Source organism: Lentzea sp. NBRC 102530 (assembly GCF_030269365.1).
GTDB lineage: Bacteria > Actinomycetota > Actinomycetes > Mycobacteriales > Pseudonocardiaceae > Lentzea.
The window spans coordinates 269,008-286,904 of record NZ_BSTF01000003.1; the positions used below are offsets into that span (position 1 = coordinate 269,008).

Sequence of the window (17,897 nt, forward strand, 5' to 3'; positions counted from 1 at the left end):
TTACCTAACCTTCGAGGAGGTGGAGCGGTGACCGACACCCAGACCAAGCGCCCGCCGGCGCCGCACGCGGCTGAACGCGCCCGCACGATCGCGGAGCGCCACGGGGCGGCCGCGCTGCTTCCTCAGTCCGGGTCCCGCACCAGTCCGCTGTTCCACCACGTGCACCCGTGCGGCACGACGATCTTGCTGCTGGCCGACGAACACCCGCTGGTCGGGCAGTTGTGGCAGACGCCGCGGGCGGAGGTGACGGCGATGCTGGAGATCGCCGACCAGGCGCCGGTGCCGTTGCGCGAGCCCGTCCGCGGGCTGTTGTGGCTCACCGGCTGGGTGGCCGCGCTGGACGGCGCGGAGGCTCGTGACGAGATCCTCGCGGTGGCCGACGTGCGGCCCGACCACCGGTTGCTGGACGCCGGGCACGGGGCCACGGTGCTGAGGCTCACACCGGCGTCGATGGTGATCGCGGACGCCGAGGGGACGTCGTCGATCCGGCCCGAGCAGTTCGCGAGCGCGCAGCCGGATCCGTTCTGCCGCAACGAGGACCACTGGCTGCGACACCTGGAGGCGGCGCACCGGGACGTCGTCGGGCAGCTCGCGCGGCACCTGCCGGAGGAGTTGCGGGCGGGGCACGTGCGGCCGCTCGGCCTCGACCGGTTCGGGCTGCGGTTGCGGGTCGAGGCCGAGTGCGACGACCACGACGTGCGGATCGCGTTCTCGAAGCCGGTCAGCACGCCGCAGGAACTCGCCGCGGAGCTGCGGCGGTTGATGGGCTGCCCTTTCCTGTCCCAGCGGTAGCCTCGCGCAGGTGATCGAACCTGCGGTGGTCCCCGACGCCGAGAAGCGCGGGTACAAGATCGAGCTGCTGATCGTCTTCAGCATGACGCTCGGGCTGTCCGGGCTGCGCAGTCTCGTGCGGTTGATCGACAGCCTGCTGCAGCCGACGCCGCTCAACCAGCAGTCCGTCGCGATCAACGTCCCGCAGGCGCGCGCCGACCTGCTCGACCTGGTGGCGCAGCTGCTGGGCGTGTTGCAGCTGGCGGCGTGGGGCGGCATCGGCCTGTACCTGTTGTGGCGCACGGGGATCAAGCTGCGCGTCATCGGCCTGGACGGGACGCGCAAGCTCGCCGACTCGGTCGGTGCACTGGGACTCGCGGCGGTCATCGGCATCCCCGGCCTGGGGTTGTACTTCGCCGCGTGGGCGCTCGGGCTGAACCTCGCCGTCCAGCCGTCTACTTTGGACGACCAGTGGTGGATGAGCGTCGCGTTGGTCCTCGCCGCCGCGGGCAACGCGTGGGCGGAGGAGGTGCTCGTCGTCGGGTACCTGATCACGCGGTTGAACCAGCTCGGCTGGCGGCAGCGCACCGCACTCCTGGCCGCCGCCGTGCTGCGCGGGTCGTACCACCTCTACCAGGGCTTCGGCGGGTTCGTCGGCAACGTCGTGATGGGCCTGGTGTTCGGGTACTACTGGCAGCGGACCAGGCGTTTGTGGCCGTTGGTGATCGCTCACACGATCCTCGACGTCGTCGCGTTCGTCGGTTACACAATACTTCGCGGCAAAGTCAGCTGGTTGCCCTAACGTTTCGAGGGTGTAGCGCGGGTTCACATGCGATTCGTTGCCAATCAGAGCCCGTGAGCGGCGATTTGTGCTGTTCAGGGTTACGCTCGACCGGTGACTGCGCACACGATCGCTGAGACGGAAGCACTCCCGGACGCCGCGCCCCGCGTGGACAGCGAGGTCGGGCCGTTGCGCACGGTGCTGCTGCACCGGCCGGGCAACGAGCTCAAGAGGCTCACCCCGCGCAACAACGACCAGCTGCTGTTCGACGGCGTGCCGTGGGTCGGCCGCGCCCAGGAGGAGCACGACGCGTTCGCCGCGACGCTGACCTCCAAGGGCGTCGAGGTCCTGCTGCTGGCCGACGTGCTGGTGCAGGCGCTGGAGGACAACCGAGCGCGCATCGCCGGCATCCACAGCGCCGTCAACGAGCGCCGCCTCGGCATCGACCTGGCCGACGCGCTGCGCAGCCACCTCACCTCGCTGCCCGCACCGCAGCTCGCGCAGGTGCTGATGACCGGCATGACGTTCGAGGAGCTGCCGGCCGCCGAGGGCGCGTCGCTGGTGCGCAAGATGCACCTGCCGATCGACTTCGCCGTCGACCCGCTGCCGAACCTGCTCTTCACCCGCGACTCGTCGGTGTGGGTCGGCGACCGCGTGGCCATCACGTCCCTCGCCCTGCCCGCGCGCGACCGCGAGACGACGCTGACGGACCTGATCTACGCCTACCACCCGCGGTTCCGCCGCACGGGCCGCGCGTACGGCGCGCACTCGGCGCCGCTGGAGGGCGGCGACGTGCTGCTGCTCGCCCCCGGCGTGATCGCGATCGGCGTCGGCGAGCGCACCACCCCGGCGGGCGCCGAGTCGTTCGCGCGCTCCGCCCTGGCGGACGGCCTCGCGCACACGGTGCTGGCGGTGCCGATCGCCCAGGAACGCGCCACCATGCACCTCGACACCGTCTGCACGATGGTCGACCGCGACGCCGTGGTGATGTACCCGGCGATCAGCGACTCCCTCACCGCCTACCCGCTGCGGTCCGACGGCGACGGCGGCGTGCGCGTGGACGGCCCCGTGCCGTTCCTGGAGGCGGCGGCCGAGGCGATGGGCATCGAACGGCTGCGGGTGATCGACACGGGCCTGGACGTCGTCACGGCCGAGCGCGAGCAGTGGGACGACGGCAACAACACCCTGGCCGTCGCGCCCGGTCTCGTCGTGGCCTACGAACGCAACGTGGAGACGAACGCGCGCCTGGAGGACCAGGGCGTCGAGGTGCTGCGGATCGCCGGTTCGGAACTGGGCTCCGGCCGCGGCGGCCCCCGCTGCATGTCGTGCCCGATCGACCGCGCGCCATTGGTGTGATTCTTAGGAACGCCTAACCTTTGTTTGGATCACCTTTCCAAACAAAGGTTAGCTTTTCCTGGAATGCGGGGATGCCCGTTTTCGGTTAACGTACTCCTCATGGCCTCGAACGTGAAGAAGATCCTGTCCGGAAAGTCGAAGTTCCACGAGCTCCTGCAGGCTCAGGTCGGCAACGAGTTCTCCGCTTCGCAGCAGTACATCGCTCTCGCCGTGTGGTTCGACAACGAGGACCTCCCCCGCCTCGCGTCGCACTTCTACAAGCAGGCCCTCGAAGAGCGCAACCACGCGATGATGATCGTGCAGTTCCTGATGGACAACGACATCGCGATCACCATCCCCGGGGTCGAGACGCCGATCAACGAGTTCAAGTCGCCGCGCGACCTCGTCTCGCTGGCCCTGACCCAGGAGCAGCAGGTCACCGACCAGATCGTCGCGCTCGCCAAGGCCGCCCGCGAGGAGGGCGACTACATCGGCGAGCAGTTCCTGCAGTGGTTCCTGAAGGAGCAGGTCGAGGAGGTCTCCTCGATGAAGACGCTGCTCACGATCATGGACCGCGCCGACGGCAACATGTTCTACGTGGAGACGTTCCTCACCCGCGAGAGCGTGGGCGACGAAGGTGCCGACTCGGGTGCCCCCAGCGCCGCCGGCGGAGCGCTCTGAAGCTTTCCTCTGCACGCTTGAGTGCCTGATCACAAAGGCCCGCCTACCCTATTCGGGTGGCGGGTCTTTTCAGTTGTTGAGCCGGGCCGCCTGGCGGGTGAGGTAATCCCGTTCGGCGAGGTTCGAAGCTTTCCCGGCGGCCTCGACGTAAAGGCGGGCAGCCGTTCGGAGGTCTCCGTCCCGCTCGTGGAGGTAAGCGGCCACGGCCGAGTAGCGGGGCAATGACTCGTCCAGTTCCGCCAACGCCTTCAGCCCGGCGCGCGGCCCGTCCGCCTCGCCCACGGCCACCGCGCGGTTCAGCCGCACGACGGGGCTGCCGGTGAGCGCGAGGAGTTCGTCGTACCACTCGACGATCTGCACCCAGTCGGTCTCCTCGGCCACGAACGCGTCCGCGTGCAGTGCCGCGATCGCCGCCTGCGCCTGGAACTCGCCCAGCCGGTCCCGTGCGAGCGCCGCCTGGAGGATCTCGACGCCCTCCGCGATGAGCCGCGTGTCCCACTGGCCGCGGTCCTGCTCGGCGAGCGGCACCAGCGCGCCGTCGCGCGTCCGCGACGCACGGCGGGCGTGGTGCAGGAGCATCAGCGCGAGCAGGCCCGAGACCTCCGGGTGGTCGATCGCGGTGGCGAGCCTGCGGGTGAGCCGGATGGCCTCCGCCGCCAGGTCGACGTCACCGGAGTAGCCCTCGTTGAAGACGAGGTAGAGCACGCGCAGCAGGGTCGCGACGTCACCGGGCTGGTCGAACCGCACGTCGCCGACGGTCTTCTTGGCCCGGCTGATGCGCTGGGCCATCGTCGCCTCCGGCACCAGGTAGGCCTGCGCGATCTGCTTCGTGGTCAGCCCGCCGACCGCGCGGAGCGTGAGCGCGACGGCCGACGACGGCGTGAGCGACGGGTGCGCGCACAGGAAGTAGAGCTGGAGCGTGTCGTCGGTGTCGGGGGACGGACCCCGCTCAGGTTCGGCGTTGACGACGTCCTCACGCCGGCGTCGCGCGGTGTCCGACCTCGTCGCGTCGAGGAACTTCCGCCACGCCGCCGTGACGAGCCAGCCCTTCGGGTCGCGCGGCGGATCGTCCGGCCACGCCTTCACCGCCTCCACCAACGCGTCCTGCAGGGCGTCCTCGGCCGCCGCGAAGTCGGCTCCGCGACGGACGAGGATGCCGAGCACCGCCGGCGTGAGGCTCCTGAGCAGCGCCTCGTCCACCCGTCACTCCGTGATCGTCGGCGCGTTGCCGTAGAACGGCCGGATCTCGAGCCACTCGTGGATCGGCCTGCCGTCCTTGCCCGGCGCCGCCGACAGCTCCCCGGCCAGTTCGAGCGCACGCTCGTAGGAGTCGGTGTCGATCACCATCCAGCCGGCGATCAGGTCCTTGGTCTCCGCGAACGGACCGTCGGTGACCGGCGGGCGGCCCTCGCCGTCGTAGCGGACCCAGGTGCCCGTCTGCTCCAGCGCCTGACCGTCGACGAACTCGCCGGTCTCCTTGAGCTTGTCCGCGAAGTCGTTCATGTACTTGATGTGCGCGGTGATCTCGTCCTGCGACCACTGGTCCATCGGGACGTTGTTGACCGGCTCAGGAGCGCCGCGGTAGTGCTTGAGCAGCAGGTACTTGGCCATCTCTGGTGTCTCCCTCGGTGCTGGTGCGACCCATCCTGGTCGCTTCACACCTCGGGGACGGAGCCGAAACGCGGATCTCGACACCGTCCCCCGAGATTTTTCCGACTAGCTGTGGCAGTCCTGGTCGACGTGCCTGAGCAGAGCCCCGTCGAGCGTGTCCTGCGGGTTGCCGCTGAAGTCGAACCAGGCCGTCGGATTGCCAGGCGCCGGCACGGTCCAGCTGTCACCGCCGTGTCGCTCCACCAGGTTGGAGTACTTCGCCTTGAGCGCGGCCTCGGTACCGCCTACGCCCACGCCGTCCGAGGTCATGGCCGCCGTGAAGTAGATGTTCGCGACACCGATCTTCTTGGACACGTAGACGGACTGCCCCGTGCCGAGGAGGTCGTGGAGCGTGCAGAGGTCGGCCGGATTGCCCGGCTTGGCGGGACCGATCAGCTTGGTGTCCAGCGCCTGCTGGAGCGTCATGCCGAGCTTGAGCGGGCCGTAGCCGAACGAGTCCATCACCGGCTTGGCGGGCGGCGGTGCCTCCTTGGTCACGGTCGCGGTCACGACCTCGGTGACCACCGTCGCGGCGGTCGTCGGGTCCGACGTGGTGGTGGTCGGAGTGGCGTCGGGCGTGGGCGTGGACGTGCAGGCGGTCAGGCCGAACGCGGCGGCCACGGCGAGCAGGACGATCGAGCGCTTCATCTTTTCTTCTCCCCAGGTAAGACTTGTGATCAGTTGTGGCAGTCCTGGCCCTTGAGGCTGATGAGCGCCTCGGTGACCTTGCCCTGCTCCACGCGGAACATGAAGGTCGCCTTCGGGTTGCCATCGGCCTCGGCCGTGTAGGAGTAGTTCGGCCCGGCGGGCACGAGGTTCGAGTACTCGGCCTTGAGCTTGGCCTCGGTCGCGCCGACGCCCGCCCCGTCCGACGTCATGGCGGCGGTGAAGCCGATGGTCGAGACGCCGAGCGTCGGGGACACCCAGACGGACCTGTTGGTGCCCAGGAGCGGGTGGCTCGTGCAGCCCCCGGCGGGATCGGTGCTCGGGCCGATGAGCTTGGCGTCCAACGCCTGCTGACGGGTCATGCCGAGCTTCAGGTCGCCGTAGCCGAACGAGCTGATGACGGGCTGGGCAGGCGGCGCGACGGGCTTGGTGACGGTGTCGGTGACGACCTCCGTCTCGACGGACACCGGTGGCGTTCCGCCGGACGAGGACGTGGTCGGCGCGGCATCGGGCGACGGCGTGGACGTGCACGCGGCGAGCCCCAGAGCGGCGACGGCGACGGTCAGGACGATCGAGCGGTTCATTTCTTTCTCCCCCAGGCCAAAAATTGCTACAGAGCAGCATTCGCGCAGTCGATGCGATTTGCAATGATCTTGATTTCGACGATTTCGTCGTCGTCGGAGTTTCCGTAGGTCGAGAACTGGTAACCGCCGACGGAGTTCAGCTGCGCCGCGAGACCCATTCGCGTGGGCACGGCGTTCGCATAAGCCCGCTTCACGTCCGCGACCGTCGAACCGACCCCGATTCCCCTCGACGTCCTGGCGCCGGCGGGCAACGTGATCCGCTCGATCCCGTACTTCTTCGAAATGGCGACGTTCTGCGCCCCCGTGCAGGTGACGTTGCCGTTCGGACCCCAGTTCAGGCCGGTCAGGCCGACCGCGACGGCCTCGTCCACCGACATGCCCAGCTTGAGCCTGCCGTAACCGATGCGCTCGTCCACCTGCACGAGCGCCTCCGGCTGCTCCGGCTGCTCCGGCAGCGGGACACCTGCGGGATTGGTGACCGCGGTGGTCTCCGCCGAGGTCGGCGGAGCGAGCGTGACGGACGGCAACCGGGTCGCGGGTGCCGCGTCCTGGACCGGCACAGGGCTCGACGTGCAGGCGGTGACCGCGGTCAGCGCGATTCCCGAGACAATTGCGATCTTGAGAGCGTTCTTCATTTCCAGTTCCCCCCGGCACTGTTCGCTTTCGAGACACCCATAAGACGTCGCCATCACCAGGTGGTTGCGAACTTCGTTGTCACGGAAAAGTCACGAACAGTCACGGGATCGCCGACCGGAAAAGTGGACGCCGAAGTCCCGCTGCACCCCCAGGAGCAGCGGGACTTCGACGGGCTTCGTCGGTCAGACGGTGGCGCAGTCGTTGGCGTCGAGACGCATGAGAACGCGCGTCACCGTGTCACCGTTGCTTTCGAAGACGTACGACCAGGGCGGGCTCGCCGCCATTTTCACGGTCGTCTTCACCTCGGTCTGCACCGCGTTGGCGTACGCGGTCTTCACCTCGGTGACCTTGGAGCCCTTGCCGACGTTCTTCGGGGTCTTGGCGTACTCCGGCAGCGTGATCCGCACGATGCCCCGCTCCGGCGAGATGACCACGGCGTCGTCGACGGAGTTCGACTTGGTCGCGTAGTTCTTGCACTTGTTGTCGGGGTCGGCCGGGGTGCCCGCGCCGACCAGCGACCCGGTCGCCACCGCGTCGGCCTCCGACATGCCCAGCGCGAGGGTGCCGTAGCGGCCCGGTTGCGCTTCCGGCGTGGCCGGGGGCGACGAGGTGCCGTTCGACTTCGGGGTGTTCGTGCCGCTGGACTTGGTCTCCTCGCCCGAGGGACCGCTGCCCGTCGGCGCGTTGACCGTCACGGTCGCCGTCGAGGTGAACGTGCTGACGGAGACCGGCGGCGGGGTCGTGGTGGCGACCGAGGAGGACGTCGTCAGCAACGCGCCGATCGAGTCGTCCTGTCCCATCCTGCTCACCTGGAGCACTCCGGTACCGGCACCCACCAGGGCCACCAGGGCGAACGCGCCGGCCACGGCGGTGCGCCGGTGGCGGCGCCGGGTGGCTCCCGCCACCACGGATTCCGTCGAGATCGGCGTGGAGTGGACGTCCAGCCGATCGTCGCTGAAGAGCTTCCTCAGCTCGTCGTCGAGGTCGTCCACGGATCAGTCCTTTCCCAGGCGCGTTCGAAGACTCGCCATCGCCTTGCTGCTCTGACTCTTCACGGTGCCGCACGAGATGCCGAGCGCGTGCGCGATCTCGGCCTCGGACAGGTTCTCGTAGTAGCGCAGCACGACCACCGCGCGTTGCCGCGGCGGGAGTTCGCGCAGTGCCTGCCAGAGCGGTTCGTTCTCCAGCCTGTTCAGTTCGGGAGCAACGGCTCCGGTGTCCGGGAAGTCGGCCACGAGGCTCTCCCGGCGACGCCTGCGCCAGATGCTGATGTGCGTGTTGGCCATCGCGCGGCGGACGTACGCGAGCGGGTCGTCGCCCTTGCGCTGCACCGCGACCCAGCGAGAGCCGACCTTCTCCAGCACGGCCTGCACCAGGTCCGCCGAATCGTGCGGGTTCCCCGTCAGCGCATGCCCGTAACGAAGGAGTCCGGGCATCGAGACGCGCACGAACTCAGCGAAATCCCCCACGGCTTCCGCTCTTCCCCCGCCGCGTTCGGCGGCCAACTCCACACCCAGCACTGCCGTCACGGCACCCCCCTCCCCAGAAGCAGCGAACTGCGTTCGGGGAGTCCACGCCCAGGGGTGCCGGACGGTTGCCTCACTCAATCACAGAACGGCAACGGCTTCCGGGAGAACGAACGAACCGTCCCGCTCACTGGGGAAGTCGTGCACCTCGGTCACCGCGGCGACCGGGATCGGGCCGTAGACGTGCGGGAACCACAGCGGCGAATCGGCCACGGGCTCCCAGCGCACCGGTGCCTCGATCGCCTTCGGGTCGATGACGAGCAGCAGCAGGCCGCTCTGCCCGTGGAAGAACTTGCCGGCCGAGGTGTGCACGACACCCCGGTCGGAGCAGTGGACGAACTCGTCACCCTCGGCGGGCGTGATCGCCCCGGCCGACTGGGCAGCGTCCCAGCCGGCCTTCGTGATGATGTGCAGCAGCACTTATCCACAACCCCCTGTGCACAACCTTGTGGACAACCTGTGGACCAGTGGCCTGACTAGCGCAGGGTGATCTGACGTCCCCGCAGGCCCTCGCGGGCGCGCCGCTCGGCGTCCGACAGCTGCTCGTCCGAGGCCAGCGCCTCCAGCAAGCGCTTGCCCAGCGCCTCGGCGGGCTCCGCCCACTCACGGGCGTGCATCTCGCGGTCGAGGTCCCACACCGGCACGAGCAGGCCGTGCGCCCGGAACGACCCGGCGTAGCGCGAGCCCTCGCCGAGGTCGAGCTCACCGCGGGCGGCCAGGCGGGCCATCGCGTCCAGCAGCTTCTCCTCGGCCTCCGGGCGAACCCAGCGCAGGTGCGCCTTGTCGCCCGCGTCGACCCAGTAGGCGGCCTTCACGCCGGGCGCGTCGAGGCGTTCGGTCGGCAGGATCGCGGCGTTCGCGCGCTCCAGCGACAGCGCGACGTCACCGGTCGGCTCGGTGCCCTCCGGCATCCACCAGATGAAGTCGGTGTGCAGCACGGGCGTGATGTCGGCGTCGACGTCCAGCAGGTCCTGCAACCGGCCGGGGTTCTCGCCGTTGTCGGGTCCGACGACCGGCAGCACGTCACCGGTCTTCGCGTCCTGCGCCCACCGCACGGCGCGCGCGAGGTCGCGGCTGATGTCGCCGGACCGCGTCTGCACCTGGAGGCCCACGAACGGCACGTCGTCGCCGCGGATCAGACCGGCGGCGGCCATCGGCAGCACGGTGGCGAGCGTGACCTCGCGCCCGTCCTTGAGCGGCAGCTTCACCACGGCCGACGGCACGAACTCGCGCAGCGCGATCAGCTCGCACTCGGCGGCGAGACCCTCGAACGGCCGCGACACGATCACGTCGGTCGCGCCACCGGGCGCGCCGTGGCAGGCCTTGTAGCGCTTGCCGGACCCGCACGGGCAGGGCTGCTTCGGGTTGATCCCGTCCTTCGGTGCGTCCTTGACCGCGGTCCGCTTGGCCACCTTGGCCCTCCTCGTGCTCAGGCGTTTCTAGGTGGCCAAGTTAGCCGTCAGCAGGCGGCGGGTGTTCGCCGGGGCGTTGGTCGCGAGGTAACGGACCCCCAGGTCACGGCACAGGGCGACGTCCTCGGCGCTGTCCACCGTCCACACGTACGTCTCATGGCCCGCGCGCCTCGCCCGATCGACGTACCCCGGGTCGTTGCGCAGCAGGTGCACGCCGGGGCCGGTGTAGTCGGCGAACGCGGGCAGGGCACCGGACTTGTACCGGCCGAGGCGGTCGAGCAGCAGCACCGTGCGGATGTCCGGTGCCTGCGCGCGGAACGCCTGCACGGCCGTCGGCGAGAACGACATCATGACGATCTGGGCTGCGAGGTCGTGCCTCTTGAGGGCCTCGACGAGCTTGCGCTCGACCTCGTTGCGGTAGCGGACCGGGTGCTTGGTCTCGACGAACAGCGTGACGTTGGTGCCCTTCACGAGCTCCAGGAGTTGGTCGAGCAGCAGCAACTCGGCCGGTTGCCCGTAGCGGTGCCAGCTGCCGTAGTCGTGTCGCTGGAGCTCTTCGAGAGTGAGAGCGCTCACGGTGCCACGGCCGTTGGACGTCCGGCTGAGCGTGCGGTCGTGCACACACACGATCGTGCCGTCCTTGGACAGGCGGATGTCGCATTCGAGCCCGTCCGCACCCTCTTTGAGCGCGAGTTCGTACGCGCCGATGGTGTGCTCAGGACGGTCTGTGGACGCGCCACGGTGCGCGACGACGGCAGGCTGCTGCACACCCCGAACCATAGTGCTGTGGCCGCCGACCTTCACCGCGCGCTCCGGCGCCCAGAGCACTGCGGTCTCCGCAACAATTTGAGTCATCAATCAAATGGACGTGGACGAAACGCCGATCGCGACTTACCGTCCCGCCTTGTGACGTTCGACCAGCGCGATCCCGCGTTCATCGCCGACCCGTACCCGGCCTTCGCCGCCCTGCGCGAAGCCGGTGAGGTGCATCACCACGAGCAGATGGGCGTCGCCGTCGCCGTCTCGCACGCCGCCTGCTCCGCCGTCCTGCGGCACCGCTCGCTGGGCCGCATCTGGTCGGACGTGAAGCCGGTCGAGCAGTTCATGTCGTTCAACCTCCTGCACCGCAACTCGCTGCTGGAGAACGAGCCGCCCACCCACACCCGCCTGCGCCGCCTGGTGGCCGCCGCGTTCGGCCGGGGCCACGTCGAACGCCTCCGCCCGTGGGTGGCCGACCTCGCCGACAAGCTCGTCGACGACCTGGCCGAGAAGATCAAGGACGAGGGCCAGGCCGACCTGCTCGCCCACGTGGCCGCCCCCCTGCCGGTCGAGGTGATCGCCGAACTCCTCGGCGTGCCCGGCCCGGACCGCCACCTGCTCCAGCCGTGGTCCAACGCCATCGTGAAGATGTACGAGTACGGCCTGCCCGCCGACCAGCAGGCGGCCGCCGAACGTGCCGCGACCGAGTTCGTCGCCTACCTGCGCGAACTGGTGGCGCTGCGCCGCGTCTCCCCCGGCTCGGACCTGGTGTCCGACCTGGTGGCCGTCACCGACACCGACGGCGCTCGCCTCACCGAGGACGAACTCGTTGCCACGGCCGTGTTGTTGTTGATGGCGGGACACGAGGCGACGGTCAACGTCATCGGCAACGGCGTGTACGCGCTGATGCAGCACCGGTCGCAGTGGGAACGGCTTTCGCCGGCCTTGATGCCCACGGCCGTCGAGGAGCTCATCCGCTTCGACTCGCCGTTGCAGCTCTTCGAGCGCACGGCCACCGAGCGCGTGGAGATCGCCGGGCACGTGATCGAGCCCGGCGAGAAGATCGCCGCTCTGCTCGGTGCCGCCGCGCGCGACCCGCTGGTGTTCGAGAACCCCGACTCGCTGGACATCGGGCGGGAGAAGAACCAGCACCTCGGGTTCGGGATGGGCATCCACTACTGCCTCGGGGCGCCGTTGGCCCGGATCGAGGTGGAGGCGGCGCTGTCGTCGTTGCACCGGAAGCTGCCCGGGGTGGTGCTGGCCGAGGAACCGCACCGGCGGGCCGAGTTCGTGATCCGCGGCCTGCACTCGCTGCCGCTCAGCGCCGAGTGACTCCTAACGCCTCGGGTAGCGCTTCGGGAGCTTGAACCCGCGGTCCTCCATCACGTCGCGCAGCCGGTCCGGGTAGTCGGTGATGATCCCGTCCACGCCGTCGTCGATGAGCTTGTGCATCGTCGCCGGGTCGTTGGTGGTCCACGGGACCACCTTGAGACCCTGGCGGTGTGCGTCAGCCACCAGCGCGCGGGTCGTGAACGGCACGTAGTCCGGGTCGCCGACCTTGCCGTTCTGCGGGTTGCCGTGCACCGGCGACAGGGCGGAGGCGCCGAAGGACTTCACGGCTCGCGCGACGCTGCCGCCGAAGTCGGCCAGTTCCAGGCCGCCCGTCCACGGTGAGCCGGGGCGCAGCATCTCGGGCTGGGTCAGCGCGACGAGCGGGAGGCGCGGTTCGACCTGGCGCATGCGCATCAGGGTGCCCCAGTCGAAGGACTGGACGGTCACGTTCGGCAGGAAGCCGGAGCGGCGGACCTCCTGGGCGGTGCGCTGCACGAACTGTTCGCGCGGGGCCGTTTCGTGCGGGGCTGCGGCTTCCACCTTGGTCTCGATGTTGAAGCGGACGCCCCACGCGCGGTGCTTGCGGGCCAGGTCGAAGAGTTCGGCGAGGGTGGGCATGCGGGCGCCGGGCGAGAGTTCCTGGTCCGGGTACTGCGACCAGCGCGTGCTGCCGCAGTCCAGTGTTCTGACCTGGGCGAACGTCAGGTCCTTCACGTACTTGCCTGCGTACGGGAACTCCGGGTCGCCGGGGAACGCGGGCGCCGTGTCCAGGCACTTGGAGGGGTTCGTCCTGCGGTCGTGGGTGATGACCTCACGGCCGTCGCGGGTGATCTGGACGTCCAGTTCCAGGGTGGTCACGCCGAGTTCGAGCGCCTTGCCGAACGCTTTGAGCGTGCTCTCGACCGTCAGGCCGATGCCGCCGCGGTGGGCCTGGAGGTCGAAGTCCCGGTGGTGAGCCTGAGCGACGCCCGGAACGGCCAAAGCGATCACCAGAGCCCCGATGAGTGTCCGCATGAACCCAACCTGGCACTCGCGCGGTGGCGCCGGAAGGTCCGCGAGGGCGAACGCGGGCTGAACTCAGCGGGGCGAACCGGAGGCGCGCACGGCCCGCAGCGGCGGCTCGGGAGCGTCCTTGACCTCGACCACGCGCATCAGCCGGACGGACGCGGCGTCCACCGGCAGCAGCAACGTCGTGATGCGGCGGATCACCAGCAGCGACGTCACGGCGAGACCGGCGAGCACCAGGTCGGCGAACGCGTGCAGCAGGACGCCGTCCGCCCTGGCCTGCGTGCTGTCCCGCGCGCTCCACATCAGCATGATCCAGAAGAGCAGGCCGGCGGCGACCCAGAAGCCCCACCACCAGCGCAGCACCTTCGACGGCTGCGGGCGCTGGTCGGCCGGACGGCGGGCCACGGCGTGTTCGAGTTCCGCGAGCACCGAACCGGGCACCACGAGGTTCACGCCGGGCACGAGCATCAGCAGCAGGGAGGTGACGCCGGACCGCGACGGCCCGTAGCCCGCGAGGCCCGCGGCCACGTTCCGCGCCCGCCACAACCACAGCAGGACGGGGACCTGGGCCAGGACCACGACGCACATGTAGAGCACCCCGGACGCGACGACCATGGCGTCCGAGGTGTTCACGACGGTCGGCGACAACGCGCCGAAACGGCTCTGCGCGACCAGCACGTAGCGCCAGATCTCGGAGCCCGCCGCCCACACGGCGAGGACGGCCAGCACGAACTGGGTGTTCTGCGCGAACCGGCCCAGCCGCCGGACGTTGTCGACGGAGTTCGCCGTCTCCGAGGCACCCGGCACCGCGGTCGGCCAGCGCCACGCGAGCAGCGGGAAACCCCACCGCGGCGGGACCGGGTAGGTCGGCGGACCGGCGTAGGACCGCCGCTGCGACCGGCGCGACGGCTGCGGGTACGCACCGGGTGGCGGGGTCGCCACCCAGTCCACGCGCATCGGCTGCAGCGGCTGCACGATCAGATGACCTGGGGTTCCGCGCCGTCGGTGCCGCCTTCGAGCGGACGGCCGGCGGCCTCCCAGTGCTGCATGCCGCCCTCGACGTTGACGGCCTCCCAGCCGTTCTCGTTGAGGTACTGGGTCACGCGGGCGGACCGGCCACCGGCGCGGCACACGACGTAGAGCTGCACGTCGTTCGGCACCTCCTCGAGGCGGGCGCCGATCTCGCTCATCGGGACGTGCACGGCGCCGGGCGCGTGGCCCGCGTCCCACTCGTCCTGCTCACGCACGTCCAGCAGGACGGCGCCCTCGGGCAGCTCGGCAGGAACGTCGGTGATACCCACGCTTGGAACAGTCACGCCGTAGATGTTCCCATGCCGGAGGTTGCACGGACGTGAACCTCCGGCACGGGTCCACCCTCAGAGCCCCTCCGCGACGGCGGCTCCGAGCTTCACGAAGTCCGCCTCGGACAGCGGCAGCGACCCGGCCTCCGACGCCACGCTGACCTGTTCCAGCTGCAGCGAGCGGCCGTCGGCCCGGAAGACGTACAGGGCCTGTCCCGTCGGGGCGGCGTCGTAGAGCTGGAACACGGTGCCCTCGGCGTTGGTGGTCCGGCGTGGCGGCGTACACCCGCCGGACGCCCACAGCGCCCGGTCCGCCGCCGCCGACGGGCTGAGACCGTCGAACCGCACCCTGGAGAACCGCACGGCGCTGGAGGTGCCCACGTCGACCGTGAACACGCGGACGAGGTCGTACCCGATGGGCGTCGAGGTGAGCTTCTCGTTCGGCAGCAACGACTGCGTCAGGTCCAGCCACGCGTCCGTCTGCTTCCGGTCCAGCGACTCGCCTCCCCTGCTGAGCACGGGCGGCGGGTTCGGGTTCTCGCTGCACGCCCGGCTGTCCCGGGGAGGGTCCGGCTGCTGCCCCGGCGCCTGGGTCGCACGAGCCCAGTTCACCGGGTCGGCCGGACCCGCCGACCTGAACGGCAGGCCGAGCACACCCGCCGCGACCACCGCGACGACGACCAGCACGCTTCCCGCGACACCGGCCCGCCGAACTGCGACCTTGCGCTTGCCGCGCCTGAGCACGTCTTCGAGCGTGGTGGCGGCTGGTGGCGCGGGCACGTCGAGAGCTCCGCGCAGCTCGTCTTCGATCCTCATGAGGCACTCTCCGATTCGACCGGGCGGCCGTACGCCTCGCGGAGCGCCGACAACCCCCTTGCTGACTGGCTCTTCACGTTGCCCTCCGAACAGCCCAGCTCAGCGGCTGCCTGCTCGATGGACAGGTCGTGCACGTACCGCAGCACGAGCACGGCCCGTTGCTTGGGCGGCACCTGTTGCAACGCCCGGTGCAACTGGGAGTCGGGCTCGCCGAAACCCCCGGCGACACCGCGTTCCGGCACCTCGGCGACGGGGTCTTCACGTCCGCGCACCCGTCGCTTGGTGTCCAGGAACAGGCGGGTGAGGATCATCCGCACGTACGCCTCGGCACTGTCGCGCCGCACGCTCGGCCACTTCGCATACGCCTTCACGAAGGCGTTCTGTGCGAGTTCTTCCGCTTCCGACCAGTCGCCGCACAACGCGTACGCCGTGCGCCTCGCCCAGTCGAACCTGCTCTGGAAGAACTCCGAGAACTCTTCGTCTCGTCGCACTCCGGTCCCCCAAGTTCTTGCCGCGGTCGCGTGCAATACGCCAACCGCGAGCTCAGGGTTGCACGACGACGAACGGGCCGCCCCTGGTGAGGGACGGCCCGTTCGCGGTGCTGCGGGGGAACTAGTGCGCGATGGCCTTCTCGGCGCCCGCACCCGTGAGGGAGCGGACCTCCATCTCGGCCTGCTTGGCGGGGTCGGCCTTGTCCTTCGAGAGGATCGTGCCGACGTAGCCCAGCAGGAACGCGACGGGGATCGAGACGATGCCGGGGTTCGACAGCGGGAACAGGTCGAAGTCGGCGTTCTTGAACATCGAGGTCGGCTTGCCGGAGACGGCGGGCGACAGGATGATCAGGGTGATCGTCACGATCAGACCGCCGTAGATGCTCCACAGCGCGCCCGAGGTGTTGAACCTCTTCCAGAACAGCGAGTAGAGGATCGTCGGCAGGTTCGCCGAGGCCGCGACCGCGAAGGCCAGTGCCACGAGGAACGCGATGTTCTGGCCGTTGGCGATGATGCCGCCGCCGATGGACACGAGGCCGATGACGATCGCGGTCATGCGAGCGACCTTGACCTCGGAGTCCTTGTCCTCCTCCTGGCCCTTCTTGATGATGTTGGCGTAGATGTCGTGTGCGAACGACGCCGACGCCGTGATCGTCAAGCCCGCCACGACCGCGAGGATCGTCGCGAAGGCGACCGCCGCGATCAGGCCGAGCAGGATCGGGCCACCCAGTTCCAGCGCGAGCAGCGGGGCGGCCGAGTTGGCCTTGCCGGGCGCCGCGTTGATCTTGTCGGGACCGACGAGCGCGCCGGCGCCGTAGCCCAGGACCAGGGTGAACAGGTAGAAGATGCCGATCAGCCAGATCGCCCAGACGACCGAGCGACGGGCTTCCTTCGCCGTCGGCACGGTGTAGAAGCGCATCAGGATGTGCGGCAGACCCGCGGTGCCGAGGACCAGGGCGAGGGCCAGCGACAGGAAGTCCAGCTTGCTGGTGCCGGTCGCGCCGTACTGCAGGCCCGGGCCGAGGAGCTTCTCGCCCGCCTTCGGGGCGGCGTCGACCGCGGCACCGAGCAGGGACGAGAGGTTGAAGCCGTACTTGGCGAGCACCCAGACGGTCATGATGCCCGCACCGGCGATCAGCAGGACCGCCTTGATGATCTGCACCCAGGTGGTGCCCTTCATGCCGCCGATGAGGACGTAGGCGATCATCAGGGCGCCAACGACGGCGATGACCAGGGCCTGGCCGCCGGTGCCGGTGATGCCGAGCAGCAGCGCGACGAGACCGCCGGCACCGGCCATCTGGGCCAGCAGGTAGAAGAACGAGACCGCCATGGTCGACGTGGCGGCGGCGGCGCGGACCGGACGCTGGCGCATCCGGAAGCTCAGCACGTCGCCCATCGTGTACTTGCCGGTGTTGCGCAGCAGCTCGGCGACCAGCAGCAGCGCGACGAGCCACGCCACCAGGAAGCCGATCGAGTACAGGAAGCCGTCGTAGCCGTTGAGGGCGATGGCGCCCGCGATGCCGAGGAACGACGCGGCCGACAGGTAGTCACCGGCGATCGCGATGCCGTTCTGCGGACCGGTGAACGCGCGGCCCGCCGCCAGGTAGTCGGCGGCGGTCTTCGTGTTGCGGCTCGCCCGGATGACCACGATCAACGTGGCGATGACGAAGACACCGAAGATGCTGATGTTGAGGATCGGGCTGGACTCGTTCACTTGCCGTCTCCCTCGATCTCGTTGCGGAGCTTCTCCGCGAGCGGGTCGAGGTTCTTGTTGGCGTGCCGCACGTACAGCGTCGTGATGACGAAGGTCGACACGAACTGCAGCAGGCCGAAGATGAGCCCGACGTTGATGTTGCCGATCACCTTGGTGGACATGAAGTCGTGTGCGTAGTCAGCCAGCAGCACGTACAGCAGGTACCAGGCGAGGAACAGTCCGGAGACGGGGAACACGAACTTGCGCAGTCGTTGCTTCAGCTCGGTGAAGTCAGCGCTCGCTTGGACGTCGGCCCACTTCTGTGCGTCTGGGGCCGACTCAGACGGGGTGTGTTCAACGCTGCTCACAGGCCCCTCCTCGCGGTACTCGTCGTAGGTGTCAGCAACGTGACGTGCACGTAATGCCTCCAGGTGCGGTCCGTTCTTGGTCAGGAA

General features: G+C 69.4%; 22 protein-coding genes. 5 read left to right on the forward strand and 17 right to left on the reverse strand.

Features of this window, described 5'->3' with window-relative positions; all coding sequences use genetic code 11:
- Positions 1-27: 27 nt before the first annotated feature.
- The 4 genes from QSK25_RS08865 (at position 28) to QSK25_RS08880 (ending at position 3,568) form a co-directional block, all read left to right on the forward strand.
- Positions 28-792: a DUF2470 domain-containing protein gene (locus tag QSK25_RS08865; protein ID WP_285636169.1), complete on the forward strand. Its 765-nt coding sequence runs from the start codon at positions 28-30 to the stop codon at positions 790-792.
- Positions 793-874: 82 nt separating this feature from the next.
- On the forward strand, positions 875-1,573 hold the full coding sequence (locus QSK25_RS08870) for a CPBP family intramembrane glutamic endopeptidase (RefSeq protein WP_502881825.1): 699 nt from the start codon (positions 875-877) through the stop codon (positions 1,571-1,573).
- 147 nt (positions 1,574-1,720) lie between these two features.
- On the forward strand, positions 1,721-2,908 hold the full coding sequence (locus QSK25_RS08875; protein ID WP_382442372.1) for an arginine deiminase: 1,188 nt from the start codon (positions 1,721-1,723) through the stop codon (positions 2,906-2,908).
- Positions 2,909-3,007: 99 nt separating this feature from the next.
- Positions 3,008-3,568, forward strand: a complete 561-nt coding sequence (locus QSK25_RS08880) for a ferritin (RefSeq protein WP_285636178.1) — start codon at positions 3,008-3,010, stop codon at positions 3,566-3,568.
- Between the two features lie 69 nt (positions 3,569-3,637).
- Here QSK25_RS08880 and QSK25_RS08885 read toward each other — a convergent pair whose 3' ends face one another.
- The 10 genes from QSK25_RS08885 to QSK25_RS08930 form a co-directional block, all read right to left on the reverse strand.
- Positions 3,638-4,768, reverse strand: a complete 1,131-nt coding sequence (locus QSK25_RS08885; RefSeq protein WP_285636181.1) for an RNA polymerase sigma factor — start codon at positions 4,766-4,768, stop codon at positions 3,638-3,640.
- Between the two features lie 3 nt (positions 4,769-4,771).
- The gene (locus tag QSK25_RS08890; protein ID WP_285636184.1) at positions 4,772-5,179 is read right to left on the reverse strand and encodes a YciI family protein; all 408 of its coding nucleotides are present in this window, start codon (positions 5,177-5,179) and stop codon (positions 4,772-4,774) included.
- Positions 5,180-5,284: 105 nt separating this feature from the next.
- Positions 5,285-5,866 carry a hypothetical protein gene (locus QSK25_RS08895; RefSeq protein ID WP_285636187.1) on the reverse strand — a complete coding sequence of 194 codons (582 nt, stop codon included), beginning with the start codon at positions 5,864-5,866 and terminating at the stop codon, positions 5,285-5,287.
- A 29-nt stretch (positions 5,867-5,895) separates the two neighbouring features.
- Positions 5,896-6,468 carry a hypothetical protein gene (locus QSK25_RS08900; RefSeq protein WP_285636190.1) on the reverse strand — a complete coding sequence of 191 codons (573 nt, stop codon included), beginning with the start codon at positions 6,466-6,468 and terminating at the stop codon, positions 5,896-5,898.
- Positions 6,469-6,494: 26 nt separating this feature from the next.
- Positions 6,495-7,103: a hypothetical protein gene (locus tag QSK25_RS08905; protein WP_285636193.1), complete on the reverse strand. Its 609-nt coding sequence runs from the start codon at positions 7,101-7,103 to the stop codon at positions 6,495-6,497.
- A gap of 183 nt (positions 7,104-7,286) precedes the next feature.
- Positions 7,287-8,096, reverse strand: a complete 810-nt coding sequence (locus tag QSK25_RS08910; protein WP_285636196.1) for a hypothetical protein — start codon at positions 8,094-8,096, stop codon at positions 7,287-7,289.
- 3 nt (positions 8,097-8,099) lie between these two features.
- On the reverse strand, positions 8,100-8,624 hold the full coding sequence (locus tag QSK25_RS08915; protein ID WP_285637567.1) for a SigE family RNA polymerase sigma factor: 525 nt from the start codon (positions 8,622-8,624) through the stop codon (positions 8,100-8,102).
- An 87-nt stretch (positions 8,625-8,711) separates the two neighbouring features.
- Positions 8,712-9,050 (reverse strand): DUF952 domain-containing protein, encoded by a 339-nt coding sequence (locus tag QSK25_RS08920; RefSeq protein WP_285636199.1) that lies wholly within the window; start codon positions 9,048-9,050, stop codon positions 8,712-8,714.
- Between the two features lie 56 nt (positions 9,051-9,106).
- Positions 9,107-10,042 (reverse strand): DUF5926 family protein, encoded by a 936-nt coding sequence (locus tag QSK25_RS08925; RefSeq protein ID WP_285636202.1) that lies wholly within the window; start codon positions 10,040-10,042, stop codon positions 9,107-9,109.
- A 27-nt stretch (positions 10,043-10,069) separates the two neighbouring features.
- Positions 10,070-10,810 (reverse strand): glycerophosphodiester phosphodiesterase, encoded by a 741-nt coding sequence (locus tag QSK25_RS08930; RefSeq protein ID WP_285636205.1) that lies wholly within the window; start codon positions 10,808-10,810, stop codon positions 10,070-10,072.
- A gap of 138 nt (positions 10,811-10,948) precedes the next feature.
- Between QSK25_RS08930 and QSK25_RS08935 the strand changes: the two genes are divergently transcribed.
- Positions 10,949-12,133, forward strand: coding sequence for a cytochrome P450 (locus tag QSK25_RS08935; protein ID WP_285636208.1), 1,185 nt, complete (start codon positions 10,949-10,951; stop codon positions 12,131-12,133).
- A gap of 3 nt (positions 12,134-12,136) precedes the next feature.
- Here the strand turns inward: QSK25_RS08935 and QSK25_RS08940 are convergent, their stop codons facing one another.
- From QSK25_RS08940 to QSK25_RS08970, 7 genes are all read right to left on the reverse strand, one after another.
- The gene (locus QSK25_RS08940; protein WP_285636211.1) at positions 12,137-13,147 is read right to left on the reverse strand and encodes a glycerophosphodiester phosphodiesterase; all 1,011 of its coding nucleotides are present in this window, start codon (positions 13,145-13,147) and stop codon (positions 12,137-12,139) included.
- Positions 13,148-13,210: 63 nt separating this feature from the next.
- A complete protein-coding gene (locus QSK25_RS08945) occupies positions 13,211-14,116 on the reverse strand; it encodes a DUF4328 domain-containing protein (RefSeq protein WP_285636213.1) in 906 nt (301 codons plus the stop codon).
- 2 nt (positions 14,117-14,118) lie between these two features.
- The gene (locus QSK25_RS08950; RefSeq protein ID WP_285636216.1) at positions 14,119-14,457 is read right to left on the reverse strand and encodes a rhodanese-like domain-containing protein; all 339 of its coding nucleotides are present in this window, start codon (positions 14,455-14,457) and stop codon (positions 14,119-14,121) included.
- Positions 14,458-14,517: 60 nt separating this feature from the next.
- A complete protein-coding gene (locus QSK25_RS08955) occupies positions 14,518-15,258 on the reverse strand; it encodes a hypothetical protein (RefSeq protein ID WP_285636219.1) in 741 nt (246 codons plus the stop codon).
- Positions 15,255-15,749, reverse strand: a complete 495-nt coding sequence (locus tag QSK25_RS08960; RefSeq protein ID WP_285636222.1) for a SigE family RNA polymerase sigma factor — start codon at positions 15,747-15,749, stop codon at positions 15,255-15,257. Before QSK25_RS08960 ends, QSK25_RS08955 begins: the two co-directional genes overlap by 4 nt.
- Positions 15,750-15,870: 121 nt before the next feature.
- Complete coding sequence (locus QSK25_RS08965; protein WP_285636225.1) at positions 15,871-17,463, reverse strand: monocarboxylic acid transporter; 1,593 nt, start codon at positions 17,461-17,463, stop codon at positions 15,871-15,873.
- Positions 17,460-17,810: a DUF485 domain-containing protein gene (locus QSK25_RS08970; RefSeq protein ID WP_285636228.1), complete on the reverse strand. Its 351-nt coding sequence runs from the start codon at positions 17,808-17,810 to the stop codon at positions 17,460-17,462. Before QSK25_RS08970 ends, QSK25_RS08965 begins: the two co-directional genes overlap by 4 nt.
- Positions 17,811-17,897 lie beyond the last annotated feature (87 nt).

Excerpts from the sequence above, each read along its gene's own strand:
- QSK25_RS08905 (WP_285636193.1), bottom strand. The coding sequence starts at position 7,103 with ATGAAGAACGCTCTCAAGATCGCAATTGTCTCGGGAATCGCGCTGACC.
- QSK25_RS08955 (WP_285636219.1), bottom strand. The coding sequence starts at position 15,258 with ATGAGGATCGAAGACGAGCTGCGCGGAGCTCTCGACGTGCCCGCGCCA.
- QSK25_RS08940 (WP_285636211.1), bottom strand. The coding sequence starts at position 13,147 with ATGCGGACACTCATCGGGGCTCTGGTGATCGCTTTGGCCGTTCCGGGC.
- QSK25_RS08880 (WP_285636178.1), top strand. The coding sequence starts at position 3,008 with ATGGCCTCGAACGTGAAGAAGATCCTGTCCGGAAAGTCGAAGTTCCAC.
- QSK25_RS08870 (WP_502881825.1), top strand. The coding sequence starts at position 875 with ATGACGCTCGGGCTGTCCGGGCTGCGCAGTCTCGTGCGGTTGATCGAC.
- QSK25_RS08900 (WP_285636190.1), bottom strand. The coding sequence starts at position 6,468 with ATGAACCGCTCGATCGTCCTGACCGTCGCCGTCGCCGCTCTGGGGCTC.
- QSK25_RS08895 (WP_285636187.1), bottom strand. The coding sequence starts at position 5,866 with ATGAAGCGCTCGATCGTCCTGCTCGCCGTGGCCGCCGCGTTCGGCCTG.
- QSK25_RS08890 (WP_285636184.1), bottom strand. The coding sequence starts at position 5,179 with ATGGCCAAGTACCTGCTGCTCAAGCACTACCGCGGCGCTCCTGAGCCG.